Annotated in this window: 21 protein-coding genes; 15 read left to right on the top strand and 6 right to left on the bottom strand. The window is 33.4% G+C overall.

Translation table 11 applies throughout. From position 1 onward, the window contains the following. Positions 1 to 195: 195 nt before the first annotated feature. From MKY78_RS04775 to MKY78_RS04765, 3 genes are all read right to left on the bottom strand, one after another. Positions 196 to 1,749: an IS66 family transposase gene (locus MKY78_RS04775; RefSeq protein ID WP_339213305.1), complete on the bottom strand. Its 1,554-nt coding sequence runs from the start codon at positions 1,747 to 1,749 to the stop codon at positions 196 to 198. A gap of 67 nt (positions 1,750 to 1,816) precedes the next feature. Beyond that, complete coding sequence (gene tnpB, locus MKY78_RS04770) at positions 1,817 to 2,170, bottom strand: IS66 family insertion sequence element accessory protein TnpB (protein WP_251517995.1); 354 nt, start codon at positions 2,168 to 2,170, stop codon at positions 1,817 to 1,819. Then, positions 2,167 to 2,361 carry a hypothetical protein gene (locus MKY78_RS04765; protein WP_339213309.1) on the bottom strand — a complete coding sequence of 65 codons (195 nt, stop codon included), beginning with the start codon at positions 2,359 to 2,361 and terminating at the stop codon, positions 2,167 to 2,169. The genes tnpB and MKY78_RS04765 overlap by 4 nt, the downstream gene beginning before the upstream one ends. On the opposite strand from MKY78_RS04765, the gene MKY78_RS04760 reads away from it, so the two are divergent. Then, positions 2,353 to 2,490 (top strand): hypothetical protein, encoded by a 138-nt coding sequence (locus MKY78_RS04760; RefSeq protein ID WP_339216637.1) that lies wholly within the window; start codon positions 2,353 to 2,355, stop codon positions 2,488 to 2,490. The two genes, MKY78_RS04765 and MKY78_RS04760, sit on opposite strands and share 9 nt — an antisense overlap. Before the next feature lie 181 nt (positions 2,491 to 2,671). Here the strand turns inward: MKY78_RS04760 and MKY78_RS04755 are convergent, their stop codons facing one another. Next, positions 2,672 to 4,123, bottom strand: coding sequence for a carbon starvation CstA family protein (locus tag MKY78_RS04755; protein ID WP_339216635.1), 1,452 nt, complete (start codon positions 4,121 to 4,123; stop codon positions 2,672 to 2,674). A gap of 393 nt (positions 4,124 to 4,516) precedes the next feature. Here MKY78_RS04755 and MKY78_RS04750 point away from each other — a divergent pair, with 393 nt between their 5' ends. From MKY78_RS04750 to MKY78_RS04730, 5 genes are all read left to right on the top strand, one after another. Then, a complete protein-coding gene (locus MKY78_RS04750; RefSeq protein ID WP_339216633.1) occupies positions 4,517 to 5,164 on the top strand; it encodes a hypothetical protein in 648 nt (215 codons plus the stop codon). 1 nt (position 5,165) lies between these two features. Further along, a complete protein-coding gene (locus MKY78_RS04745; RefSeq protein WP_339216632.1) occupies positions 5,166 to 5,879 on the top strand; it encodes an ABC transporter ATP-binding protein in 714 nt (237 codons plus the stop codon). Continuing rightward, positions 5,848 to 8,310 (top strand): FtsX-like permease family protein, encoded by a 2,463-nt coding sequence (locus MKY78_RS04740; protein ID WP_339216630.1) that lies wholly within the window; start codon positions 5,848 to 5,850, stop codon positions 8,308 to 8,310. The genes MKY78_RS04745 and MKY78_RS04740 overlap by 32 nt, the downstream gene beginning before the upstream one ends. Before the next feature lie 15 nt (positions 8,311 to 8,325). After that, entirely contained in the window at positions 8,326 to 8,823 is a 498-nt protein-coding gene (locus MKY78_RS04735; protein WP_339216628.1) for a PadR family transcriptional regulator, read from the top strand. Between the two features lie 473 nt (positions 8,824 to 9,296). Further along, complete coding sequence (locus MKY78_RS04730; protein ID WP_339217832.1) at positions 9,297 to 10,262, top strand: tRNA-dihydrouridine synthase; 966 nt, start codon at positions 9,297 to 9,299, stop codon at positions 10,260 to 10,262. Positions 10,263 to 10,421: 159 nt separating this feature from the next. Here the strand turns inward: MKY78_RS04730 and MKY78_RS04725 are convergent, their stop codons facing one another. Continuing rightward, positions 10,422 to 11,525: an MBL fold metallo-hydrolase gene (locus tag MKY78_RS04725; protein WP_339217831.1), complete on the bottom strand. Its 1,104-nt coding sequence runs from the start codon at positions 11,523 to 11,525 to the stop codon at positions 10,422 to 10,424. 706 nt (positions 11,526 to 12,231) lie between these two features. After that, the gene (gene mpaD, locus MKY78_RS04720) at positions 12,232 to 13,557 is read right to left on the bottom strand and encodes a daptide-type RiPP biosynthesis aminotransferase (protein WP_339216626.1); all 1,326 of its coding nucleotides are present in this window, start codon (positions 13,555 to 13,557) and stop codon (positions 12,232 to 12,234) included. Between the two features lie 271 nt (positions 13,558 to 13,828). On the opposite strand from mpaD, the gene MKY78_RS04715 reads away from it, so the two are divergent. The 9 genes from MKY78_RS04715 (at position 13,829) to MKY78_RS04675 (ending at position 26,821) form a co-directional block, all read left to right on the top strand. Next, positions 13,829 to 14,983, top strand: a complete 1,155-nt coding sequence (locus MKY78_RS04715) for a hypothetical protein (RefSeq protein WP_339216624.1) — start codon at positions 13,829 to 13,831, stop codon at positions 14,981 to 14,983. A gap of 29 nt (positions 14,984 to 15,012) precedes the next feature. Next, positions 15,013 to 15,723 (top strand): SDR family oxidoreductase, encoded by a 711-nt coding sequence (locus MKY78_RS04710; protein WP_339216622.1) that lies wholly within the window; start codon positions 15,013 to 15,015, stop codon positions 15,721 to 15,723. Between the two features lie 23 nt (positions 15,724 to 15,746). Beyond that, positions 15,747 to 15,938 carry a thiopeptide-type bacteriocin gene (locus MKY78_RS04705; protein ID WP_186871001.1) on the top strand — a complete coding sequence of 64 codons (192 nt, stop codon included), beginning with the start codon at positions 15,747 to 15,749 and terminating at the stop codon, positions 15,936 to 15,938. A gap of 131 nt (positions 15,939 to 16,069) precedes the next feature. Beyond that, a complete protein-coding gene (locus tag MKY78_RS04700) occupies positions 16,070 to 18,472 on the top strand; it encodes a hypothetical protein (protein ID WP_339216621.1) in 2,403 nt (800 codons plus the stop codon). A 60-nt stretch (positions 18,473 to 18,532) separates the two neighbouring features. After that, positions 18,533 to 19,585, top strand: coding sequence for a hypothetical protein (locus tag MKY78_RS04695; protein WP_339216620.1), 1,053 nt, complete (start codon positions 18,533 to 18,535; stop codon positions 19,583 to 19,585). 22 nt (positions 19,586 to 19,607) lie between these two features. Beyond that, positions 19,608 to 22,157 carry a hypothetical protein gene (locus MKY78_RS04690; protein ID WP_339216618.1) on the top strand — a complete coding sequence of 850 codons (2,550 nt, stop codon included), beginning with the start codon at positions 19,608 to 19,610 and terminating at the stop codon, positions 22,155 to 22,157. After that, on the top strand, positions 22,158 to 23,783 hold the full coding sequence (locus tag MKY78_RS04685) for a hypothetical protein (protein WP_339216616.1): 1,626 nt from the start codon (positions 22,158 to 22,160) through the stop codon (positions 23,781 to 23,783). It begins immediately after the preceding gene. Positions 23,784 to 23,892: 109 nt separating this feature from the next. After that, positions 23,893 to 25,494, top strand: coding sequence for a YcaO-like family protein (locus tag MKY78_RS04680; protein ID WP_339216615.1), 1,602 nt, complete (start codon positions 23,893 to 23,895; stop codon positions 25,492 to 25,494). After that, the gene (locus MKY78_RS04675) at positions 25,472 to 26,821 is read left to right on the top strand and encodes a hypothetical protein (RefSeq protein ID WP_339216614.1); all 1,350 of its coding nucleotides are present in this window, start codon (positions 25,472 to 25,474) and stop codon (positions 26,819 to 26,821) included. The genes MKY78_RS04680 and MKY78_RS04675 overlap by 23 nt, the downstream gene beginning before the upstream one ends. The last annotated feature ends 56 nt before the right edge of the window (positions 26,822 to 26,877 follow it).

Below are 26,877 nucleotides of genomic sequence, written 5' to 3'. Positions count from 1 at the left end.
CAATCAGTGACTTAATCTGTTTTAAATGATATGAAAAGAGTTTATATAAATAGTTTTATCGAAGCCAAAATAAGAGATAGTATGGTACTACGTAAGCCCGAACTAAGAAATTTTATAATAGAAGCAACTAAAATTAAAAACAGAAACGCCAAATAACCGTGAATCTGAGATGTTTTAAACAGATTTACGGTTATTTTATTTTTTTGCACATGTTGCTTGAATCGCCTTCGCCCAAGGCATGTACTTATTTAAAGTTTCTGGCGTTCGATGGATATCCAGATTTGGTAGTTCTGTTAGTAATTTCACCAAATATTGATAGAAATCCACACCGTTAGCTTTCGCTGTTTCTGCCATACTCAAACAAATCGCATTGGCCTCGGCACCAGCTTCGCTGACGGAAAACATCCAATTTTTTCGACCGATCACACTAGGGCGTATCGCATTTTCTGCTGGATTATTATCCATTTCAATGCGACCATCATAGAGAAAGGCACGAAGCCCATCTGTCAATTTCAGTGTATATTCGGCTGCTTTTCCAAGTGCGTTATTGCCGTAAAAAGGGGATTCCTCAATCCATTTCAGGAATTCTTCTACGATTGGTTTCGAAAGCTTTTGACGTCTTTTTCTTCGCTTACTCGGGGATAATTTTTTAAAATCCCTTTCTAGGCGATAAAGCTCGTCGCAAAATTTCACTCCAATCTGCCCGTTTTTACTGTTCACTTTCAACCAATATCGGCGAACGTGTGCCCAACAATTTGCGAAGGTTACGCCTGGGAGTTTATCGTATGCAGAATAGCCGTCACAGATAATGGTCCCTGTAAAGTTCTCTACAAATCCTTGGAGAACGGATCTCGCACGTGACAACGCACTTTGAAAGAGAATGATAACGGGGCCTTGGCTAGGAGCGCTACGGTACACCCAATTATAGGCATTGGAATTTCCTGGTTTCCCGTCGGAACGATGAATAATTTTTCCGTAGGTTTCATCCACGTGTAAAATAGATTTGTTCATCATCATTTCCTTCATCCGTTGGTACACGGGAAGTAACCAATCCTGAGCTGTTCGTATAACCCAGTTAGACAAATTCTTATCGTTCGTATGTAGGCCACAACGCTCCCATTCTTTTACCTGACGGTAAAGCGGAAGATACTGGATAAATTTATCATAGATTACTTTCGCTAGAATGCTAGGACTTGTCAGACTACGTTGAATAGGAGCCTGTGGTGCTTGGCCTCTTTTTATTTGTGCGTTCTGAAAGGAATGTCCCTTACAATTCTTGCATTCATAAGCATGTTCTACATGCTGTATTTTCTTCATCGTTGCTGGAATAAACATCGCTTCTTCTCGGACAACGGTGCTGCCCATTTCTGTCATTGCTTGCTGGCAACAATCGCATGTCGTATCTTCTGGGTGATGATGAATGACTTCTGTTTCGAGGTCATCTGCCAGAAAATCATTGCGTTTTCTATTTTTTGCTTTACGTTCAACAGTATATGCAATCTTCTGTTCGCTTTGTTCTTCTGTGTGCTCAGAATAGTTAAAAGAATCGTCATCATCCTCATCATCGAATAACGACGTTTGCCCATCGGGTAGATTGTATTTCGATTGCTCCGTTTTCGAACCATATAGTAGCTTCGTTAAGTGGCGAACTTGCTCGGTCAAAGCTTCGATCTGTCGATTCGATTGTTTTAATTGTTCCTCTAAAAGTTTAATTAATTTATCGTTCTGATCAGGAGAAGATTGAACCATGCAATTTCACCACCTTTCGTTCTGTTAAGATAGCTATAGTATACGCTATCGAACGAAAAATGAATAGTTAAAAAACACCTTTTGGAGATTTTTGTATTGCTTTTGGTTGTTGAATAGCTAACCCTTCCAAGAGCCAACGAAGTTCTTGTTGCGATAAATTGCGAACTTCATTTTCGTTTTTAGGCCACTGAAGTTTACCATTATCTAAACGTTTATAAAGCATGGCGAATCCATCCCCATCAAAATATAAACATTTATAACGGTCTTTGCTCCAACCGGAAAATAAGAAGATGGAATCGCCATAGGGATCTAGCTCGAAGTTATCTTGAACTAGTGTAGCTAGTCCGTCAATTCCCTTTCTCATATCCGTCTTTCCACAAACAATATAAATGTTCTTGACGTCTGTATAATCTTGCCTCATTCATTTCTCAACTCCCTTATGACGGTTTGAATGATATGCTCATCCACACCGTTAAAGAAGGAAAGTTCAAAGCCGCCTGATTTCATCATAAAAACAGGAGTTGCCGAGGAAACTGGCGGGGTCGCTAACATAGGTTCTTCTTTTTCAGGATGGAGTGTTACGGGCACGATGATTAGTTCTTCATGTGGCATAGAAAAGCACCTCCTTCAATTGATATTTCTATCTTAGCAAGAGGTGCTTCATTTTTGTATGCGTTGTTTGATTACGGGTTTACGGTACTACTCTTATTTTGGCTTTTTATATTAGGAAATAATTCTTAGAAAAAGTGGATTGGAAGTGGCTAGAATATAAGAGCCGAAGCAAGGATATTCACCGGGAGAATTAATCGATACAGGAAAAAGAGTGGTACCTATCAATATATTTGATTAGTACCACTCTTTTCATTTATTAAACTGCTTTATAATTTTTTCACTAAATAGCAAATTATCTTTAGCTAGTCTCTTAGGCTACATTCTGATTTGAAGGTACTTCCATATCAACAACCAAGTTCTCTTTTCTATTCTTATTCCCTTTCCAGAAGAATAAAGCAGTAATGAGCATGGTCATGATGATACCGCCTGTATGTGCTGCTGAATAAGATAAGCCGAAGCCTAGATTACTATCATATAAGATATAGGTTAATACCATATCGGTAATGAATAAGGCTGGGATTAGTGAAATGAAATAATTCTTCTTTTTAACAAACAAATACATCGTACCAATCCACAGAGCCAGTGCTGCAGTGCCTTGGTTGGCAAATGAGAAATAGCGCCATAATAGGTTGAAATCAATAGTGGTTAACCAGTAAGAAACCGCGAACATTGGAAGTGCAATCATTAAACGTTTTCCCATTTTTGTTTGACTCATCCTGATGTAATCGGCGATGATATTTCGTGCTGCACGGAAAGCTGTATCTCCAGATGTAATCGGTAACACAACGGCACCAAGAACAGCAATTGTACCACCAACAGCGCCTAGTAAAGTCATGGAAACTTCATTTACAACAAGGGAAGCGGTACCCTCATTAATTAATCCTTGTAGACCTTGACCATCGAATAAACTCATAGCAGCGGCTGCCCAAATCATGGCAATGACACCTTCTGCAACCATCATTCCATAGAAAATGTAGCGTCCTTGCTTTTCATTTTGTGTCGTTCTAGAAATAAGTGGTGATTGAGTCGCATGGAATCCAGATAATGCACCACAAGTAATGGTTAAGAATAATATTGGTAGAATCGGCAAATCAGCTGGATGCATATTCGTTAATGATAACTCAGGAATTGTGTAATCTGATAATAATAATGCTATACCTACTGCAATTGAACCAATTATTAATACTGCCCCGAAGAAAGGATAAACCCTTCCAATAATCTTATCAATCGGTAGAATAGTAGACAAGATAAAATAGGAAAAGATTAGTAAAATAATAGCAATCAGAGCAATTTTACCATCAATTAAATTATGCAATAAGGATGCTGGTGTCGTGACGAACACGGTACCTACCAGTAATAATAACAATAGTGCAAAAACATTAACTAAATGACGAGAAAGCTTCCCTAAGAATTTCCCAGCAAGTTCTGGTATATGAGCACCTCGATTTCGGATAGAGATCATCCCTGTTAAGTAATCATGAACTGCCCCTGCGAATATGGAGCCTAACACAATCCATAAGAATGCCACAGGTCCATATAGAGCACCCATGATTGGCCCGAAGATAGGGCCAGTTCCAGCAATATTCAATAATTGAATCAATGCATTTTTCTGCTTGTTCATTGGTACATAGTCAACACCGTCTTGATTGGCGTATGCAGGTGTTGGCCTATTTGCATTTGGTCCAAATACCTTTTCCACATATTTTCCATAAGTGAAATAAGCGGTAATCAATAAAGCTATGGCAACAATAAAAGTAATCATGTGAAACCCTCTCCCTACGTTTGATAGCAAGCGCTTACAGTAATGTCACTAATCATTATAATACAAAATATTCAATTTGAACAAACTACTTTAATTTATGGAATGCCATCTAAAACATGGGGAAATCTTTTCGTTAGGCAGAATTCATATTTGTACAATCACAGCTTACACTTCGTTCTAGAATTCTCTAGTGATGACTAATGGTGAGTATATCATCTTAAACAAAGACATGGGTCTCTTGCTAAGGTTGAGCCTATGCTTGTCAAGACTAAATAGGTATCTACTTTTCTATGATAATGATTTACAAGATGTAAAATTACTATTGACGTATATACTGAGTAAGTATATACTCGGTATATAAATACTCAGTATGTAAAAAGGGTGGAGAAAGACATGGATTTTATATTGAGATACCAGTGGGAGATATTTATTTTAGCCGAAGTGTTATCACTAATTTTCATTCTGTTGTTTGGTGTTACTCGCTATGTAGCAAACAAACGAAAGTTAAGCTTGGGCTTCCTATTTCTGTTTATCGTGTTGTTGTTTCTGGAAGCTGCATTAGCACTGTTCGTCTATAAAGAAACGGGAGAAATTTCTACATTCCAAATTGTCATTACCATATTTGTTATATATGCTTGTACGTTTGGGATTAGTGATTTTAAGAAGCTTGATCGTTGGATGCGTTTAAAAATTGGCAGCTGGCGTGGCACAGAACTACTAACGGAAAAAGACAAATACGTGATGCAGAAACAAAAGGATCCAAAATATATTGCAAAGAAATATCGAATCAGTTCCATAATCCATTTACTTGTTTTTATCATCGTTCAATTGATTTTCTTGAATTACAGTCTAGACAATTGGAATCAAGTTTTGCCTTATTTACAAGATCTATCATGGATAGGTACGGAAATTATAGGGGAAACACCATATGCTAATGAGACATTATATGGGATATCGATGGTTTGGGGATTAGTGTTTATTATTGATTTTATTTATTCATGGTCATATACCATATTTCCATCAAAACAGAGGGGTGAATAGTATGATTAACGTTACTGAGTTGAAGAAGGAATATAAAACAGGTAAAGAAACCGTACAAGTTCTAAAAGGAGTTGATTTTTCGGTAGAGGAAGGGGAGTTTGTGTGTATTATTGGTCCGAGTGGTTCAGGTAAAACAACGTTACTCCATTTACTTGGTGGTCTGGATACACCTACATCTGGTTCTATTAAACTTGATGGGGTGGATATTGCGCTTAAATCAGAAAAAGAACGTACATTAATACGGCGTAAGGACATTGGACTAATCTTTCAAAACTACCAATTATTACCGACATTAACGATCTATGAAAATATCGTATTTCCATTGCATGCTGACGGAAAAAAAGTACCACCTGGAAAAGTGGAGGAATTATTAGCGGCCGTTGATTTAGTAGGCTATGAGAAACGGTTTCCTAATGAACTTAGTGGAGGACAACAGCAACGTGTGGCTATTGCAAGAGCATTAATTCACGAGCCTTCGATCTTATTGGCGGATGAGCCAACTGGGAATCTAGATAGACAGCGTTCTAGTGATACACTTGATTTACTAGCGAAATTTCATCTGGAGAGAAAACAATCGATTGTTATGGTAACACATGATATGTTTGCCGCGGGTTATGCCGATCGAATTGTATTATTTAAAGATGGTTTAATTGAAGCAGAAGTGACGAGGGAGGATGAGGATTATGCTAAATTCCTTTCGCGTTTCCTGGCGTAATATTACACGGCATAAAAAGCGCTTTTTATTTACACTGATTGCAATAGCCCTAGGTGTTTCCGTCATGACGAGTATGCTCATTGCAAAGGCAACCTTCTCCAATATTATGGATGAGCAAGAAAGATTAACCGCTGGCAATGCGGATTTTAAGATATATGGAACGGAGCGGTTTTTCTCTGCAAATGATTTAGGGGATTTGCCTGATCGGGATGAGGTGACAGAAGGGATAGCACTATTAACAAAGCAAGGCTTTGTTGATATGGAAACGGACTCTCCGGTGCAAGCAACGGTAAACTTCACAGGGCTATCGGACTTTCAAAATGACATTATGCCATTACCTGTAAAAAAGGGAGATGTGACGAAGGAAGGATTAATCCTAACAGAAAATACAGCTAAACTTTGGGGGAAAGACATTGGCGATACAGTATCTTTTCAGAATATGGGTAGCTTGGAAGTTACGGCTATTGTATATGAAGGTGGAGTCTTAAATAGCCCGAAAACAATGGAAGCAGCAAATTTCCGAGACTTTGAGGTAATCGTTCCACTAGCTATTCTACAAGAATGGGTGGGAATGAGTCAGCAGATTACGGAGTATCGCTTTCAAGTTGATGGGATTCTGGACCCACAAGAACTGCAAGCGGAATACGAAAGGGATTTAGCAGGCTCTGATTTGTTTGTTCAACCAGTTGTCGTAGATACCCAGCAATATAATAATGTGGATGGGATGTATTTTGTATTTGACCTAATAGCAATATTATCGATCTTTATAAGTGCTTTTATTGCGTTCAATATGATTCGTACGAGTATTATAGAACGCAATAATGAGATTGCTATTATGAAGAGCTTAGGCTATACAAGTAGAAATGTGATTCAACTTATTTTTAAGGAAATTGGTTTTCTAGCAGGAATAGGTACTGTGCTTGGTTTAAGTTTTGGGGTTTGGCTAGGAATGGTTGTTCAAGAGATTTTAATTTCTTCCATTGTGACACAAAATATCACGTATGAAGTAGAAATCGTGTCACCTATGATTATATCAGCTATCATAGGGATCGTATTTCCTTTTATAGCAGCAGCAATCCCAATATACAAGGCTGGTAAAATCCCGATATTAGATGCAATGGCAGGTCAAAAAAACGAAAGTGTAAATAAAATTAACATACCAAGAGTGATAATAGGTGTTCTTTGTACCGTTCTTGGATTGATTGATAATGTATGGGCGTTTTTACTTCTATTCATCGGGCTTGTTCTCCTGTTCCCGCTATGGATGAAGCTTACTCGATATGTCCTTAGACCAATCATTGTGATGTTGTTCGGTTTCTTAGGAAACCAAGCAGACTGTTCATTGAAGCAATTTGAGAAACGAAATGCAAATACTGCTGCGATGCTGGCTATTGGAGTTAGTTTAGCATTATTTATGAGTGCGGCATTAGAATCGTTGCCTGTAGGAATGGAAAAGGATATCCGTGCAACCTTTGGTGGGGACATTATAGTAGAGAAAGAAACCGCCTGGACGGAAAATGAGATAGAAGCCTTAGCAACTATAGAAGGTATTGAAAAGGTAGAGGATTATGCGGAAATACCGAATGTGACATGGTATTCTCCAGATGATGAACTTAGAGAATTTTCCATCTTTTCTTTTTCAGGTAATAATGATGCTAGTATGTTCGATTTAACGGAAACGACAGATGTAACAAGTCATATGCCATCTATTTATATAGGCGATCGTGCATTAGCTGAAATGGGGGCAGCAGTCGGGGATATATTTACCTTTCACACGCCAGCTGGTGAGACAGAATTTTTTATCAAAGGAACAGTTCAATCCGCTCATTATTCAGGTTATGTAGGATTTGTAGAGGAACCAATTGTACAGGACTACTTGAACTGGGCATGGAACTATCATATAACGATTGATGTAATGGATGAAGAGACTATTCCAATCGTGTTAGCTAGTCTTTGGACTACTTATGGAGATTCAATTGCAAATGTAGATATGAGGCAATTAATTATTGAGCAAGCAAAAAGTGGGCTTGAAGGTATGAATGATTTGATTGTTGCCTTACTCATATTAGTCATTGCGATTTCTGCAATTGGAATTAGTAATACGCTATTTATGAATACGTTAGAGCGTACGAAAGAACTCGGGACGATGAGAGCATTAGGTTTTACAAAGTCACAAGTGAGAATTATGATTATAGCAGAAGGGTTGTTAATCGGTATTACTGGTGTCGTCGTCGGAATATTGTATGGAATATTAGTCATTTATTTAAATGCTACTTCGAATCAAGCGCCAGCGTTTCTTGAATTTTCGGTTCCATGGTCTAGTTTAGTTATATCTGTTGCAGGAGGAATTGTATTTACCCTTCTTGCTGCCTGGATACCAAGTAATTCAGCATCAAAAATATCGATAAGAGAAGCAATAAATTATGGATAAGCGAGGAATATCAACATGTCAGTAAAACATTCACTACTCGCCCTATTGTATGAAAAACCTAGACATGGTTATGAATTAAAGACCGGATTCGAGGAAATGGTGCAAGGAATGTGGCCATTAAATGCAGGACAGGTATATACGACACTTGACCGACTAGAAAGGGATTCACTAGTAGAAACCCCAGGTCATGATAAGAAGGACCGCAAGCTCTATACGATTACAACTGCCGGTAAAGAGGAGCTCTGGCGTTGGTTGGAGGAGCCTGTTGGTAGATCCTTGTTCAAGGACGAATTTTACTTTAAGTTTCTATGTGCCAATCAAGTGACTTATGAGAATAGGCAAAGCATGATAAGAAATCAAAAGGAAACGATGATAAAGGATGTTCTTCATCTTACCCATCTCAAGAAGCAAATGGTAGGCTCAGGAAATGAAACGATGAAACTGCTTATTGAAGGAGCGTTGCTTCATTTAGAAGCTGATATAAAATGGTTAGACATGATTGCGGAAACGTAAAAGGTCTTTCCATAATGGTTAAGGAATGGAAGGAGCTTATAATTGTTTACAAGTATGGATTTTGCTCCAGCTATTCTTGATTTTATTATAAAAAGGAAAAGATAAGACAGGGGCTCCTGTCTTTTTTCTATGAAAGAGCTGAGGAGGCTCACCAGTCGCCCGGCGGTAAAAAAGAATACACTGCGAGGTCTTTTCGAGCAGATGTCGATCCTGTACTGGAAGCAACCACAAATATATTTCCGGGGAGTGTCTAATGCGCTAACTCAAATGTTCGGTTTCCTATGTTAGAAATAGTTTTGTTCCATCCTCTAAAAGTAAATGGTAAAGTTTATAATGTTTGGAATTAACTATAGCTTGATAAAAAGCGCTTATGCATGCTATAAGTATATAGGTAACATTGACATTATAGCGTTTTATTTTTGGGGGATTTGATACTGACCTGATATTCCGTAGTGAAAGGATTTGAATTTAATATGGTAGATAATTTTTGGCGTGATTTACCACGGCCATTTTTTATACTTGCTCCAATGGAAGATGTGACAGATGTTGTTTTTCGTCATGTCGTGAGCGAAGCAGCTAGACCGGATGTGTTTTTTACAGAGTTTACAAACACGGAGAGTTACTGTCATCCAGAGGGAACCCAAAGTGTACGTGGACGTTTAACTTTTACAGACGATGAACAGCCAATTGTTGCCCATATTTGGGGTGATAAGCCCGAATACTTCCGACAAATGAGTATTGGTATGGCGGAGCTGGGGTTTAGAGGTGTGGATATTAATATGGGCTGTCCTGTGCCTAATGTGGCAGCAAAAGGAAAGGGAAGCGGCCTTATCCTTCGTCCGGAAGTCGCTGCAGAAATAATACAAGCTGCAAAAGTGGGAGGATTGCCTGTAAGTGTGAAAACAAGACTTGGTTATACGGATGTAGATGAGTGGAGGGACTGGCTAACACATGTATTGAAGCAGGACATTGCTAATCTTTCAATTCATTTGCGTACAAGAAAGGAAATGAGCCAAGTTGACGCTCATTGGGAGCTAATTAAAGAAATCAAAGATCTTCGTGATGCAATAGCACCAGAAACACTGTTGACGATTAATGGAGATATTCCAGACCGTCAGACTGGTTTACAGCTTGTGGAGCAATATGGTGTTGACGGAGTGATGATTGGCCGTGGTATTTTTAAAAATCCATTTGCATTTGAAAAAGAGCCGAGAGAACATAGCAGCAAGGAATTACTTGATTTGTTAAGATTGCATCTTGATCTTTATGATAAATATTCACAAGAATTAGAGACACGCTCGTTCAAGGCTCTTCATCGCTTCTTTAAGATTTATGTTAAAGGATTTCGAGGGGCGAGTGAATTAAGAAATCAGTTGATGAGCACAGAGTCAACGGATGAAGTACGTGCAATGCTTGATAACTTTGAATTAGACAATTAAAAGAAGACTTTGATGTCATTATTAATTCATACCTTAGATAAAAATACTCCCCATGAGGCAATACAGATTTTTCTTTAGAATCTGCGTACCGTATGGGGAGTATTCTTTTGAACAATCAATATCGGCAACTCTAACTTAATCAGAAACTTAAATTCCCAACTAAAAATCCCACCAATAATCAGGTTCTATTGGCAAGTCTCTATTTAAAGGAACCGTTTCTCCTATTTGTGGAGCCATTATATTCACTTCTAATCTTTCAGCTTCTTTTAATGCGCGTTCAATTGGATCTGTCCAGCTGTGATAGCTGAGGGTAAATGCAGCCCAATGAATTAACATCATATTCTTTCCATTTACATCTAAGTGGGCTTGAAGGGCTTCTTCCGGTTTCATATGAGCCCAGTCCCAGAGCTCATCATATTGACCACCTTCAATTAGTGTAATATCAAACGGACCGTATTTTTCTCCTATTTCCTTAAAATGTTTATCATATCCGCCATCCCCACTTGTATAAAAACGTGTATTCTCCCCAAGAATAACCCAACCTCCCCATAAAGTGGAGTTGCGATTGAGTAGCCCTCTTCCTGAGAAATGTTTGGAAGGAGTCAATGCAATCGTTAAACCATTAAAATCTGTTTCGTCCCACCAATTAAGTTCTGTAATTCTTTCTTTGCCAACTCCCCATCGAATAAGGTGAGTACTTACTCCTAGAGGAACAAAAAAATGAGATCCCTTCTCCTTTAGCTTAAGTATGGATGTATAATCTAAGTGATCATAATGATCATGCGTAATGAAAACTGCATCTATAGGTGGTAATTCTTCAATGATATGTAAAAGATCCTGACTATAGCGTTTGCTTCCCCCTACAAATGAAACTGGAGAGGGTCTAGGTCCAATCATTGGATCCACCAATATTTTCTTATTATCAATACTTAATAAAAAAGTAGAATGACCAAACCAAGTTAAACTATCTTCTTCACTTTTCACCATTTCCCAATCAAATTTAGAAATAGGTAAGTCCTCAGTTGGAGAGCGATCGTTATCTCCTGGGAATATAGATTCTTTAACCATCTTGAACATCCCAGAGATTCCCATGTTCATCTCCGTTGCTACTTGATTGGTAAACTTTCCGTTTTGATAGTTAGGTAATTTCTCAAATTTCTCTTGTTGTTGTTTACTTGGATTTCCACCGAACACGGGGTTAATAGTTAAAAATAAAATAATGGATACCAATAGTAGAATTAAAAAAATTACGAAATATAGCATTGCTCTTCTCATTGCTCCTCCTGTAATGTAATAAAAATGAACCTTTTCTTAAATATTCTCTTATACAAAGTTGCATTTGAACGACATCAATACTTTTGTATGTATAGTCATTATCCTCCATTAAGAATGGTATGTGAAATGTGAAGCGCTTTTGCTTTAAGAAATTGTTAATTAACATACTATAACAGGTTTTAGGAGATTCGACGAAACCTTGTAGTGATAATAAAAAAAGAGTCCATTATCGAAGGATTGACAAAATGGCCTCTTATTAAACAGCAATATTTATTTTAAAATGATATGGGTTGAACTAGGGATTTCTTCGTATAATAGATTACTTTTTGAATACTTATAATTCATAATCGTGATAATTAATGACCAATTAAAATAGTTAAAATAGCAAAAGAGCCGTTCGAAAATTTTTTTCAATGTAGATATAAAATAATTTTCTAAAGCAGAATAACATTCAGTTACGGTTCTTATAGGAATATTGCCTTCTTGTATTTCACCAATATTAATTAAGGTGAGCTTAATCGTAAAGGCGTTGAACTATTTCAATTGAAAAGTAGTTAAAAGGATTGCATCCCACCATAATTTAATCACGAGTAATTTTATTGCATGTTTTCATAATGGCATCAAAACCCGAATTAATTTATCTAGCAATAAAAGTGTGGGCTATATAATAAAGATGTAAATGTTCAAGAAAATATCAATAAATAGTATTATCAAATACTTTCTTGATAATTTTTACAATTTTATTAGCTTCTTCATATGTTAATATAAATGGCGGGAATAAATGTATTCCTGTTGTACGTGGCTGATTAAAGAATGGATAAACAATTAGTCCTTTTTGCGAAAATTTATTAACAAGCTCACTAATCTGTTGGTAGCTGAGGCATTGATAAGTTTTTTTATTTTTAACCAATTCAATACCTAGCATAAGACCTTTACCTCGTGTTTCGGAAAAATTCTTATGACTCTGGAGTGTATTAAAAATTTCGTTTCGAAGATATTCGCCAATGTTTGTCACGTGTTTTAGTAATTTATCATTATTGATTATTTCCAAGGAGGTAATTCCTGCAGCACAAGCTAATGGATTACCATTCTGTGTGGATAAATGTTCAATTTGGGTATTATGACTTATAAAGGTTTCATAAATTTTACTGCTAATTAAAGTAGCTCCTAATGGCAAATAACCATTATTAATTCCTTTAGACAAACAAAGGACATCTGGTTCAATGTTATAATGCTCAAACCCAAACAATTTTCCAGTCCTACCAAAGCCTGTAGCTACTTCATCGATGACTAACAAGATATCATGTTGCCGACAGAATTTTTTTATCAATTGAACATATTCTACCGTGAGAGGTATGGATCCCCCGGAACCTAGCACAGGCTCTATAATTACTGCAGCAATATTTCCCCCATCTTGATTGAAAATATTGTGTAACTCTTCCTTAATCTCGTCAATGCTATCACTATTTGCTTGATTAGGGTATTTCTTAACAGGAGTAGGTAAAAAAATCATCCCTGACAGATTAGGACCATATTCTGAAGAAACTTCACGATCAACTCCACTGATACTCATCGATCCGTAATACGTACCATGGTAGGATAAATCTAATGTGGCAATTTTGTTTTTATGGGGTCTACTTTTTAGTTGATTATATTTACGAGCGATCTTAATTGCTAGTTCTGTAGATTCAGAACCAGTGCATGTATAGATAACATTTACTATATTATCTGGAACAACGTTTAATAGTTGTTCTGCAAACTTTACTGTAGTAGGGTTACTATGTTGTATTGGATTGACATAAGCAATTTTATCTAGCTGATTTATTATGGCCTCATTAATTTTAGGATTTCCATAACCTAAAGAAACGTTCCATAAACCACTTATTGCATCAAGATAAACTTTTCCTTGTGTGTCTTGGATGTATATCCCTTCACCCCGAACTATAATAGGGAAATCAGGTCCATAGGATACTGGCTTTAAAGGGTGAACATGTGGATAAAGCATATTCTTCGTACTCAATTATAACACCTCTTTTATTTATAATAATTTAGAAGAGATTATCAATGGTAGTCACAATAAAATTGTTGATTCCGATTAATGGTTATTATAATAGAGTGATAGACTAATTTCAATAATGTTAAAATTTTATAAATAATTAAGAAAAATTATTTACTTCATGTAATTGTAATGGTAAAATGATAATCGAATTATTAATAAAGTCTATAGAGGTGTTGTTTGTAAATTGCTAGTTATCGGATATGTATATGAGGATAAGTATGGAATGTTCCACATGACAAACCAATTAATCGGAGCAGATTTAAATAAGCTAGATTCGATTGAATTACTAGATTTCTATACTAACACACCAGATGATTTTTACTCCTTTCTTGAATATTACAACGTAACGGATTATATATTTGTATGCGATGGTAAAAGAATGCATAGGTTTGTAGGATTCTTAAATAACAATTATCCAATCCGTTTCCAATTAGTCGATACTAACCAAATATTGAAAATTGGCCACTCTACTTTATCTAGTTACAACCTTAGAAAAAAGTTTCCTAACAACACTGCTTTACATGTAAAGTTTGAACAGGAAACGTCCCCTATAAAAGATGCCTTATATCTATTGTTAACGGGCCAATATCCTCTAAACACCAAAGGAAATCAAATCAAACATTTTTATGTTGAAAATAAGGATTTATTAAACAAAATAAATAGTAGTGTCTTAAAGAATTGTGTTATAAATTCAATCATTTTTTATGATAGATGTACCACTGATATCCTGCCTGAATTGTTTCCAGTCCTAGTAAACTTTCACAGAGAAAAAGAAACAATAGAATCTATGAAACTAATTCATATGAACGAAGAAGAAATAATAGAGGGTATGAAATCTTTTCAAAGTAATGGTGAAGTGTTGAATAATCAAATTACCAATGGCATTATTGATTATTCCGCAGTGATGAACATCGATAGAAATCAGCGGTTATTCTATTTTAAAGATGGCATCTTCAGGGATTACAGTAAAAACTATCTTATTACGAATAATTTTGATGAAGATTTTTATGTGCTAGTTAACTACTTAAGTTACAAAAATACCCGTATGACTACACCAATCATGAGAATATTCCCAATGGTTATAAACATTTCTGCTCTACTAGGAAAAAAGAAGATGTATATGGTTACCCCTTACAATGCATTTTTTACTAAAGAATATCTACAAAAACATAAAGATTTTAAGCTTATCGGGTTCGTAATAGATGATCAATATTATTTATATAATATTTCCCTAAACAAGAATTACAAAGTAAATAAAGCAACCTTACTTTTACTAGAGTATTATTTAAAGAACAAAATCGATTCTATAGAATTACAAAAATATATTCCTAATAAACTGGAATCTTTTAAAGAACAGTTTTATAAGATTATCGAGAGCATATCATAGAATCTTAATACTGAGTTGAGGTGTGGTTATTGAAAAACATAATCATTATTGGATCTGAAGGAATTATAGGACAAGCTGTTAGAGATACCTTTAAAGATTATTTTCAAGTATGTATAGATAAATCTTTAGGCGAAGAAATGGTGGAAAATTCTAATTCCATTCAGTTATCTTATGATATTACATCAGAACAAGATCTTAATAAAATATATGAAGTAATTAAGGGAAAGAATTTGAATATTGATGGCGTAATATATTTAGCTGGTGTTAATTATATGAGAAACTTTTTTACTTCGACAACCGATTCCTGGCAAGAAACATTTGATATAAATTTATTTGGAATTGTTAAATTCCTAAAACGGATATATAACCTGTTTTCTGAAAAAATTTCCATCGTGTGTGTTGCATCGCAAAATGGAATCGTTGGGCATGAAGATCGAGTAGATTATGGGCCGTCTAAGGCAGCGATTATTCAACTAGTAAAAAATCTGACTGTTGACTTCGCTAAGTATTCGAATAAAGATATTAAGATAAATTGTGTTTCACCAACCTATGTATTAACAGAGGAAAACAAGGAATATTTTGATAGCTTCCCTGGTAAGAGACTTATAAATAGAATTCCTTATAAAAAGCTAGTAACACCAACTGAAGTTTCTAATGTAATCGAATTTTTAACATCTGATAAAAGCGATGCAATTAGAGGTCAAAATATTGTTATAGACTATGGATATACTATAGTTTAATTCTATTAAAGGAGGTGATAATTATGTCAAAAGAACTTACAAAGATCAATGAAAATGAAAAAATTGATCAATTATTTGCAGACATTGAAGAGTTAGAGTTTGTTGATATCAATGAAGCTACGGCTCTACCAGAGACAGCTGCTACTAGTGGTTCTGCGTTTGGTAGCAACTGCTCTACATGTGGTTCAAGCTCAACTTGCTCTTCTACAACATGATTTCACTTCTAAGGTAAAACATGTTTTAGAAGGGTTGTCTAATTGACTATGGGTTAAGCCAACCCTTCTAATCCCAAAATATTATATTAAACAATTTAATTTTGTAATATCCGTAAAAGGTTGTGAATTGGATGGTCCAAATACATTCTTGTGCAACATTAGTTTATTTTAAAAAAGATAATGATAATTTAATAACCGCAGATAATCATTTTGATTTATCTTATATACGTAACTATTTAGCTAAAGAAGGTATAAGCACAACCCAATATATTGAGAAAAATCTTAAATTAATTTACGATTTAGAAGACGATATAGCAGCTATAGGTAATAAAATCATAATTTTTTATATTGATGAAAAGAACTTCGATATTACCCATATTGTTTCTGAAAGGTTAAAACAGATTGATTATACAATAATTTGGATTGGATTTGTCTCTAATGATTATATTAATTTCATTTCTAAACAAGATTCTTATGACCTGTTAATCTCTGATAACTTAGCTGAAAAGGTATTACAAATACTAATTGAGTTAGTTAACGATTTACCTGTAAAAGCACCTACTTTCGTAGAAAGTAGGAGTAATTATGCATCTTTCAATCTATCTACTCAAAATACACTATCTCCATATCAGAACGGAAATATACAAGTAAGACAAGTGAATAACTATGGCATGAGATTAAATTTATTTAACCTTATTGACTCTTTAAAATTAGAGCATAAATATATAGTGAACCAAATTATTGATGACCTTCGATTATTTGAATCAAAAGGAGTTAGTGGGACGATTAACTTTTTGGATCATGATATTCTCAATAATTTAGAATTATTCAATTCTCTAATGAATGTTATAGATCCTGAAGAGTATTCGTTTACATTTTCAGCGAGAGTTAGCCTTAATGCATTGTCAGACGATATTCTCAAGACATTGGCACATTCAAAATTTAATAGATTAGAGATTCTTATACAAGAAATTGAGTATGAAGATATTATTTCTAAATTTGATAGAATTTATAAAACAATGAGTAGTTATAATGAGAATATTTCGTATAGTCCTATTTTACTAGAAAATAACAAAAATGTAAACTCCAATCAACTATTAAATTTTATCAATAGTTCGGTATACTCAAAGCTATTTGAGGGTGACATTAGAATTTTACTTCATAATGATATGGATAAAGTTAGGAATCAAGGGGTTTTTAGGCGTGAATTTCCACAATATTTAGGTGGAATTTTGCAAAAGCAGCAACAGAATTCATTATCAATAAGAGTTGAAGGTGCTCTTGTAAATGGTTATATTTCTTTCTTAACAGGCTACTATCCTTTTAACTTTGCTGGTGGTAATAGTAAACATGTTGCTGTTAAGGATAAGCAATTAGGTAAAAATACTTATCGTAATTTAAGAAATTTTTTAGGTATTAATAGTGCTGTCATTTATGATTCAGGACAAGAAAGATTGTCTTCTGTAGAAGGTTTGTTATATAGCATTAATGAAGGTGGTGCAATACGGGAGACAAATAAAGTATTTGAATATAATAAAGATGAAGCTAGAAAACAAGATGTTTTCTTACCACACTACCATCAAGTGTACAAAACAGGAAGGAAATATATTGAGACTCTTCAAATAGATGACCATCACCATTCCTTAGAAATCGAAGTACTTAAAATACCTTATTCTAAAGTTAATGATGAGCAGCTATTAGATGACTACAATTTTTTGTCTATTAATACAGAGCAAGATCTCGAGCATTTTATAAATGATGTTGAATATTTTATGCAGACAGGACAGTTCCGTAACTTTTATGAAATATCAAGTTTTCTATTGGACGCTTGTAGGTGGGGTAGGGCTGAACACTGTGCATTAGCAAAACTACATCGCTTTAATTTAGATGAGAATCAAAATATTCTACCTTGTGGAGGATGTAGCAAAGCAATTGGCAAACTTTCAGATTCTTATATAAATCTGGTTGGTAACGCTTTACAAATCTCTGAAGAAGAGCAAGAGCTTCGTGGATGTGATAGTTGCCCAGTGAAAGATAGTTGTTCTAAATGTGCGATGCTCCCTAATTACATGAATAGAGAACAGTATTGTGAGATTAGAAGGAAGCACCAATATATTGGTGAATATATAAATATTTCCAATATCATCAAACACTTGTTGGAGAATGTCCCGTTATTTATCAATGCTAAATATCAAGATGTTAAAGTTTCCACACCATTTAATACACATATGTTCTCAAACGACATCATTTCTAATAGTAATTCTTTAATAAAAGAGCATATTTACCTATTATACATACAAGACGAGCCAATTATCGTGGAAAATAGAAGTTTAAAATTATTGAAAATCCCTAGAGCTATTGCGTTGGTATTTGAAGGTTTGTTAAAGGGTGCTTCTAGTGAATTGATTAGAGAGGAGGTAATCAATAAATTTAAAATTAATGTTGACGTAGCAGAAAGTTTGTATAAGAAAACAATAGATAGACTATTAGATTTAAACTACCTAGATAACCATAGAATGTCAGTATTAAACTAGATGATAATGCTTTAATACATTGTCAGTTAAACTAAATTAGTTAAAAGAGGTGCTATTTGTATGCCTATTAGTATTTACAACTATGCGGAAAGTAAGATACCACTAATCCTAGAAATGACTAGTAATACTACGCTTAGGAATTTAAAGGGTAGTTATTATCTTGATAACGATTGGCAACATGGGCCAAACACACTGGTAGTATTCCGCAACGGTTCTGAAGAGAGGTTTCTAGTGGATGAAATAAAAGAATTTGTACGTGATTATATCAATAGAAATCCAATTAATCACGAATATCTTAGGCAAAAACAACAATTATATCGGGAAAAACAAAGAACATTAGTTGAACTTGAATATCGAGATAATGTTGATATCAATTTATTACATGAGCATGGTCATGTTCTTTCAAGGCCTAGGAAAAGTGGAATCTATAATTCGAAACAACACCGAAAGACTTTCGATAAGTATCGATGTGATCTAAATGATATTTACCTAAAGATTTTGGAGAAATACCATGAATTATCGATAGTAGAAAGAGCACATCTATTTTTACACCAGTTTCGCTTTATTGCCTCATTATATGAGGATGGCCCCAAAAATGGACATTTAACATTTTTATCTCATGCACAAGGGTTCTTATCAAATATTGAAGCAAGAGGTTTGAATAGTAATATTAAGATTAATTTTGAAAAGAAAAGAACGCAACTATTTCATAACAATGAAATCATTTTGAGAGATGATATTATTGAATTGATGCAAGAATGGGAAGCTAGATGGACTAATATAGCAATGGAGATGAATGATAGATTTAGTATAGACAATTATGATGATCCAGAAGAAGGAGTAGGATTAAAGCCACAACTAGAGTTGTTGAAAAGGGAACTTGCTCCTTTAAATAATGAATTTCATACGGATTTATTAAGTTTAGATGAAACTGGAGAACTAGAACAATTTCTTCACTCTAAAAAAATGCTTGTATTTAGGGACATAGTTAATTTATTTTACCTAAGTCTGCCATTATTTGAACAAAGCATGGCAGAGAAACAATTCTATGCCTATTCTGTTGTAAAATATTATGATGATTATTTTAATGGTGAAGTTCTTTATAAAATCTAATAAAGGATTTGGGTGTTAACTAATGACTTTAAATCCATTTTTATTAAAAAGAGAAAATATATTAGAAAAAAGTGCAATAAAACATGATTTTGATACCGACGTATTTCTTGAAATTGATCACGTAGAATTATTATTAAATAGTTACCGTGATAAAATAATTGACTCTCTTAACAAAATGCTTAAAAACACAAATAATCCTAACCTATTGAATTCTATTAGATATTTAAGAAAGAATAAGTATCAAAGATTTGTAAATAGTTCAGTTAATATACAAGCATTTATTCCAACTACTCTAAATGAAGAAATAAGTAGATTTATCGGATTATATCGACATTATATTCAGTTATCAGAAAGCGCAAAACTAATGTATGAAAGAAATTTAACAGAAGTAAGGCAACGGTTTAAAGATATCCTTGAAGAAAATTTGTTTATATCAAACGGATTACATTTGATTAATCCACAGATTTATTCTAAATTAACATCTTATTTGAACACACCTTTAGAAGAACATAAAAGTAAACATCGTAAGTTAGAAGGTACCTTATATAATTTTATTAGTCGATCAGCTCTAAAAACGAGTCCATTTAGTAATATTACTAATGTCGGGAGAGCGGAATTATCTAATCGTAATACGTTAGCTAATGAATATCAAAAATCAGTTTCTTTAAATTATACATTTGTTTATAAATTGACTTATTATTATTTATTTAACTCTAATTTGTTTATTGAGAAGACGAAATATACGATCCCACCATTTTCAATTACCTCAGAAAATGGGGTACATTACATTGAGTTTCTTTCAAAAAAAGAAAATTCTACCCGAACAAAAGTCTTTCTTTCAGAGGAACGATTAGGAAAGTTGAAAATACCACAGTCATTAGTTGCCCTTTTTAATGAAAAAGAGATGGATAACTATATGTCCTTCGCTGAACTGCATACTGCTATGGGAAAAGAAATACAAAAGGAGAAGATACTTGCAATCATTCGTAACTACCTAAAAATAGGGCTATTAATTCCAGTAATAGGATTTGATGAAACAAAGTATGAAGTCTTTTTTGAAGATATCAAAAGCAAGCTAATTCCTTTATTGGAAGAAGGATCCTACTCAGAATTAATAATGTATCTTAATAAAATCTATGAATTGTCTAAACAAGTATCTTTTGCAGAAGATATCAATGAAAAACATTACTATTATAAAAAACTAAATACTATTTTGAAAGAAATAAGTGAGAAAACAGGTATTAAATTTGCTCCTAATCAAGTATTCTATGAAGACGGTTATTATACTGAGGTAGAATATATCGACAGTGAAATAATGAATAGATTCATTAGTCCGCTTAAACAGATACAAACATTTTCACTCATTTTTGATACTAGTATCAGATTACGGTATGAATTTGCTGCTAGATTAAAAAGTATTCGTAAACAGGATTTTCTAGAGATGGATAGTGATTTCTTCTCTATTTTGTTTGATTTATCCAAGGATATGACGAACTATTGGGAAAATCCTGCATTTATTGCGTCGGATCAATTTTATTCAGATGAACTAAAAGAACTAGATAATATAAAATGTAGCTTTATAGCAGAATTAAATAGTTTATGTAAGAACTACTCATCTGACTCTATCGATATCACAAGATTGATTGACACCTATATCCAAAAAATCCCTAAAAAGATTAGAAAAGAGAAGGGGATAAGTACTGGTGTCTTTGCCCAAATTAATCAGGATAAATTAATAATAAATTCTTTATATGAAGGTCAGGAAAGATACTTGGCACGATTCATGAATTATTTTATAGAATATTTATTTGATAGTGAAGATTATCAGGTTTATACAAAGGATTTCTATGATGATAATAATTACTATGAATTATCAGATACGTACGGTTTTAATGGTAATGTGAAGGAACATCGACTTAGTAGAGAGTGCTATACAGTAGGAGTTGGAAACCGGAGATTCTCTATTAAGGATAATGAATTGCTTCATAAGGTCGAAGATTTTAAAGTAAACGTCAGTGATAACTTATTTAGATTTATTGATAGAGATGGTAAGGAAGCAAAAATCTGTTTTAGAGGATCTCTTACTCCTACATACATGCCTGGATATATAGCAATACTATTACAAATGTTTACATCAGGAGCGATGTATTACAAATTAGGAGAGATGGTAAAGGAAGAAATTATACCAAGAATCTCTTATGGCAATATCGTGCTTAATAGAAAGAGGATCCGTTTAACCTACATACAAGAGGAATTAACAAGAAAAGATGAAGAAAGTGATTTTGAGTATTACAGACGTTTAAATTTAGTTTTCTCAAAATTGGAACTAGATAAAGAATTCTTTGTCGTCATCGATCGAAGTTCACAGCTAAATGATGAGGAACTTTTTAAATTTAAACCTCTCTACATTAACATAGAAAATCCTTTATCTGTAAAAGTATTTGAAAAAGAAGTGGTGGATAAGTTTGAGAAGTCAATTTATGATCTTTTTTTTATGGAAGAATATTTGAGCAACTCAGGACCCAATGCTAAAGAGTTTAATTTTGAAATTTATCAGAAGGGTGAAACTTAAATGGATGGATTACTGATTTTAAATCGACAAAATACAATGGTTTACTTGGATGAAAATAAAAGTATTATTAAAACGTATTTTCTAGAGGTATCCATAGAGACGTCTCAAGAACAATATGAGTTATTAATAGATCTTCTTAATGCTTCTAAACGTGAGCTGGTAATTAGTGATTACTTGAAAAGTCATGAAGATCAAAAATATATTAAACGTTTATTGAAAGTGCTGTATGATATCGGAGCCATTTTCATCTATTCTAATTCTTATGGTTTATCTAGCTATTTCAAGAATAGTTGGTTTAGAGTTTTGTCTCAGTATTTACCTACAGATAAGGATATTCTTCATAGTTGCCGATTATTAGACGAAGCGGTAATACATATCACTCCAGAAGTCGAACAGCATTTTCCGATATTAAGAGATCTATTGATTGAAAATGATATGACTGTTTCACAAGAAATAGGAGGAGAACTTAAGGATAGTGATTGGATAATTACGATGGAGAATGACTTTATTCATCATAATATTATCGAGCTATCTTTATCAGCGGATAAAATAATCGGGAGTACGAATAAGCTAGCTCAAAATTACAAACCTATAGAGAATAAGGAACATTTGATTTCTAAAGAATCTTTACTATACAAAGTGGGTCCATATTATGCCATGTTATATGTTATTAAATCTATAGTGGATATATCTAAATCTACTTTTTCTTTAAATAAAGAAGGGAAATTTTATGAATATGATTTAGAGGAAGAAGATTTCATGCAAACTGTTGAAGAATTTTCTTTTCCAAAACCTAAGCGTTCTAAGGAAAAGCTAGATTACATTGGAAATTTTGAGTCGTTCATCAATAACAATCCAACTATACCAATTTCTATTTCAGGTTGGAAGGATGAACAATATGCTGACTTATTTCAAATGGGATACACTACTTATTCTCTATCCGATAGATCAATGAACGACACTTTTGTTTATGCAGGTGTCGATTATATTGAAATAGCTATGGAAACTATTAAAAAAGGTCTAGAATACTATTTTAATAGGGATCTAAAACAAAGCAAATGGATGATTTCTACTAACGAGTCTTATTATCTAGATAAGGTGCTATTTCTACTACAATATGTGGATGAACCTTTTACTGTTCAGAAGGTTGAGCGAGTGAATTATCCTAATAATAATTTAAACAACTATCTTACTATACTAAATATGGATCTAGATTTTTATGTTAAAAAGTATATCAATTCTAGTTCATATATTGTTTACTTATTAGATCATGGAAAAGATAAAATGTACTCAGATGAAAAAAGGACATTAAACATTGAAGAAAAAATGGTTGAGTTAGCATTAAATTATATATTAATTAAGTTTAATACCAATAAAAGAATCACGAATATTTTAACATCTATCAATTCGATTGATAAAGAAGCATTACTCCAAAAGGATAATCATGAATATATTAGCTTGGATATACCTAATGAAAAAGAATTTATAGAAAATGGATTACAGCTATTTAAGCACTCTAACTTATATCTATTGGAAAGTGCATGGAAGTATGAAGAACAATTACATGAATCTAATTTAATTGTTCGAAAGATTGAGGTGGAGAAAAATCAAAATTCTAGAGTCTAGGAGAACGATTGTAGCTTCTCTTGAAATTAATCAATATGTTGTTGTAGCTTGTAAGTCGCATAAATTAGGATGTATAGAGTGTGTTCGGAAGAGAGTCGAAGATAAAGGTTTGAATCAACATTTCAATAGACCTGATTTAAATCAAGTTGATTTAAAGATTATCGAAGAGCTAAAACAGAAGGTTATGGAGGAGGAAGGGCATTACTATTTTGCCTATAATCTACTAACGAAAGAAATTATTAAACTCTTTATGATTAAATATCCTCAATGTTCTGTTTGTGGTGAAAAAGAGTCCATTAACTTATTAAAGGAAAATGCGATAATTCCTGTAAACGATCGATTAAATGATGGATTTAGAGAAAGAGAATTTGATGAGGTAATAAAGGTCCTTCAAAATAATATAGAGAGCTTTTTACATCCACTGTTCGGTCTTTTTGATACACATAGCCGTAATATATCTGATAGTATGCCTCTTATCAGTTTGTATGTAATGTTAGGGAGAAGAAAATTTGATGCACATGGGAGGCGGGGTACATATAAAGGTTCATTTTTTACTGCTATATTAGAAGGATTAGAAAGGTTTCACGGAATTGCCCCTCCAACAACTAGTAGTTACTACACCAGTGAACAATCTCTTATGGAGAAAAAAGAGCAATTTATCTCGCTTCATCAATTTCTTCATCTACCAGAATCATTGTGCACAGAAGATTTTGTACAAATTGAAACATATTCAACGGAGACTGATATATTTTGGAGATACGTATATTCATTCAATGATAAGAGATATATATTAGTTCCAGAAGAAGTTATTTACTTCTCGACACATGATTTTTATGAAAAACCACACGACAAACGTTACATTCTCGATAGTTCAAACGGTATTGCACTAGGATCGAACGAGATTGAAGCATCAATTGGTGGTTTATTTGAGGTAATTGAACGAGACTCTTTTTTAGTACATTGGTATTCTAAATCAAGTCCATTAAGAGTAGAAGGTATAGAAAATATTGGAAATAAAAACATCAACTTGATGATTGCCTATTTACAGTCAATTGGATATAAGGTACATATCTTTGACGTAACTCTTGAAAGTGAAGTCCCCTCTTTTTGGGTCTTGCTTGAACTAGAAGATAAAGAGGCAGATGAAGATAGAATTGCTCTATACACAACAGCTGGAACAAATATTAATCCAGAGGAGGCGATTGAATCTGCACTTGTAGAAGCATCTACATCAATTAGGTCTTTTATTGGATATCAAAAGTTGATTTATAAAGGTGTTAAACCAACTGATTTCATGGAGGATTATAGAAAGATTAAAAAGCTAGAAGATCATTTATATTTATATTCATCACCAAAGATGAGATTTGCTTTCGATTTTGCTATTCACACTAAGCGTATTATAGATGCAAATGAACTTATAAAAAAACGCTCCACATACCTAAACAAATTCTCATCACAACGAGAGCTTTTTGACAAGATTATAAATAAGCTCACTCCCCATCATGAAGTCTATCAAGCAAATTTATCGAGTCGTACCTTAAAAATTCTTGGCTTTAATTGTGTGAAAATACTAATACCAACAATGCAAAATATAGGTTTTGGGTATTTGTATCAAAATATTAATCAAGAAAGAATTCAACAAGCTGTCCAGTTAAATAATCTAGATGGTGAAACAGAGGTGATGAATTGTGAACCACATCCTTTCCCATAATCCATCTATTCATCAATTAGAATTGGATTATTATCAGAGTTATTCTGCTGATCGCTATACCAATTCAGATAATAACAATTTTACCATTTTGATTCCTTTTCAGAAGGAATTCGTTAATAGAGATTATCTATATAACGGGTATATTGAAAGGTACCCACAATTAATTGATGATGTCATTGAACATACTTTAAAGATAAAAAGATACGATATTCTAAGTTATTATCATGATCATAATAACTCTCCTTCCGTGAGGAGTTTGCACACAGCGAAATTACTATTTCTAATTAATGGAAAGTTCTACTATTACAATATTTACGAAGAGCAGTTATTACTTGTTTCACATAGTAATATAGATGAAAAATATTTTAAGAGAGATAAATTATATATTTTTGGTGTAAGTGATGTACTAAATTTAGCTAGATTTTATAGTGAATTCGCTTTATATGCCTCACTACTTGATGCAGGGCATCTGTTATATAATGTGAAAAATGTATTACTTAATAAAAATATAGACTTCCTCCAATATAAAGAGATTAATAGTAAATATATATATAAGCATATCAATATCGATCAGCGCTATAGCTATATTTCTTTTGGTTTAGAAATAAGTCTGCAAAATAAAGTAAATCTATGGACAGGTTGTAAAAGCTATTCAACTGGCCGTGATATGAGAATATCTATTTCCCATAATGAACTAAGAAAATCGAAATATTTAGATGACCTTCTAAATCATTATAATAGTTCTGTTTATCAGGGTAAATTCTCCATTAAAACAGATAACATTCCATTCTTTCCGTTATCTTCAAAGTTAATTAGAAATTCTGCTCATACAACGATAGGAAATCATAACTATGGAGAGAAATTTGAGTCTTTTATACCTGAAGATGTACTTCATTATTTGATGAAGTCAAAGAAGTTATTTAGTAGTAATGGGATGGAATATTGTTTTCTACTGAAAGATGATAATGGGGAATGTATATATTGGGCAGATTCAACTACAAGTAATGTAAAGATTGATTTTCGTAAAGTAATGCATGATGACCATAAATTTTTTGATTTTAAATCTTATAGAATTGTATTTGTATGTTTTTCACATAGAGAGTGTGTGCTAGAAAATGGTTTAAAAAATCACCTTATCACATCTTCAGAATTGATGCAGCTAGTTTCTTTATATGCTGCTTCCATTGGATATGCTTTTAGACCAATGAAAAATCATAATGATCATTATTTGAAAAAAATACTAAACCTTAATAGCAATTATGAAATAAATTTCATAGGAGTTGTCTGTAACTCTCCAATTCAGCAATTGAGTTATTTTCTTAGATAAATAGGAAAAACAAAGCAAACCGGTTTTACTTCTCCTTTAATTTGTGAGAATAAAAT

Source organism: Ornithinibacillus sp. FSL M8-0202 (assembly GCF_037975285.1).
Lineage (GTDB): Bacteria > Bacillota > Bacilli > Bacillales > Amphibacillaceae > Ornithinibacillus > Ornithinibacillus massiliensis.
The sequence above is the reverse complement of the archived record's forward strand: the minus strand, read 5'-3'. Positions and strand labels throughout refer to the sequence as shown.

Coding starts and splice junctions, on each gene's coding strand:
- MKY78_RS04760 (WP_339216637.1), top strand. CDS start 2,353: ATGTGGCATAGAAAAGCACCTCCTTCAATTGATATTTCTATCTTAGCA.
- tnpB (WP_251517995.1), bottom strand. CDS start 2,170: ATGAGGCAAGATTATACAGACGTCAAGAACATTTATATTGTTTGTGGA.
- MKY78_RS04695 (WP_339216620.1), top strand. CDS start 18,533: ATGCCTATTAGTATTTACAACTATGCGGAAAGTAAGATACCACTAATC.
- MKY78_RS04735 (WP_339216628.1), top strand. CDS start 8,326: ATGTCAGTAAAACATTCACTACTCGCCCTATTGTATGAAAAACCTAGA.
- MKY78_RS04775 (WP_339213305.1), bottom strand. CDS start 1,749: ATGGTTCAATCTTCTCCTGATCAGAACGATAAATTAATTAAACTTTTA.
- MKY78_RS04685 (WP_339216616.1), top strand. CDS start 22,158: ATGGATGGATTACTGATTTTAAATCGACAAAATACAATGGTTTACTTG.
- MKY78_RS04700 (WP_339216621.1), top strand. CDS start 16,070: ATGGTCCAAATACATTCTTGTGCAACATTAGTTTATTTTAAAAAAGAT.
- MKY78_RS04740 (WP_339216630.1), top strand. CDS start 5,848: ATGCTAAATTCCTTTCGCGTTTCCTGGCGTAATATTACACGGCATAAA.
- MKY78_RS04725 (WP_339217831.1), bottom strand. CDS start 11,525: ATGCTATATTTCGTAATTTTTTTAATTCTACTATTGGTATCCATTATT.
- MKY78_RS04690 (WP_339216618.1), top strand. CDS start 19,608: ATGACTTTAAATCCATTTTTATTAAAAAGAGAAAATATATTAGAAAAA.
- MKY78_RS04745 (WP_339216632.1), top strand. CDS start 5,166: ATGATTAACGTTACTGAGTTGAAGAAGGAATATAAAACAGGTAAAGAA.
- MKY78_RS04715 (WP_339216624.1), top strand. CDS start 13,829: ATGACAAACCAATTAATCGGAGCAGATTTAAATAAGCTAGATTCGATT.
- MKY78_RS04730 (WP_339217832.1), top strand. CDS start 9,297: ATGGTAGATAATTTTTGGCGTGATTTACCACGGCCATTTTTTATACTT.
- MKY78_RS04755 (WP_339216635.1), bottom strand. CDS start 4,123: ATGATTACTTTTATTGTTGCCATAGCTTTATTGATTACCGCTTATTTC.
- MKY78_RS04705 (WP_186871001.1), top strand. CDS start 15,747: ATGTCAAAAGAACTTACAAAGATCAATGAAAATGAAAAAATTGATCAA.
- MKY78_RS04765 (WP_339213309.1), bottom strand. CDS start 2,361: ATGCCACATGAAGAACTAATCATCGTGCCCGTAACACTCCATCCTGAA.
- MKY78_RS04750 (WP_339216633.1), top strand. CDS start 4,517: ATGGATTTTATATTGAGATACCAGTGGGAGATATTTATTTTAGCCGAA.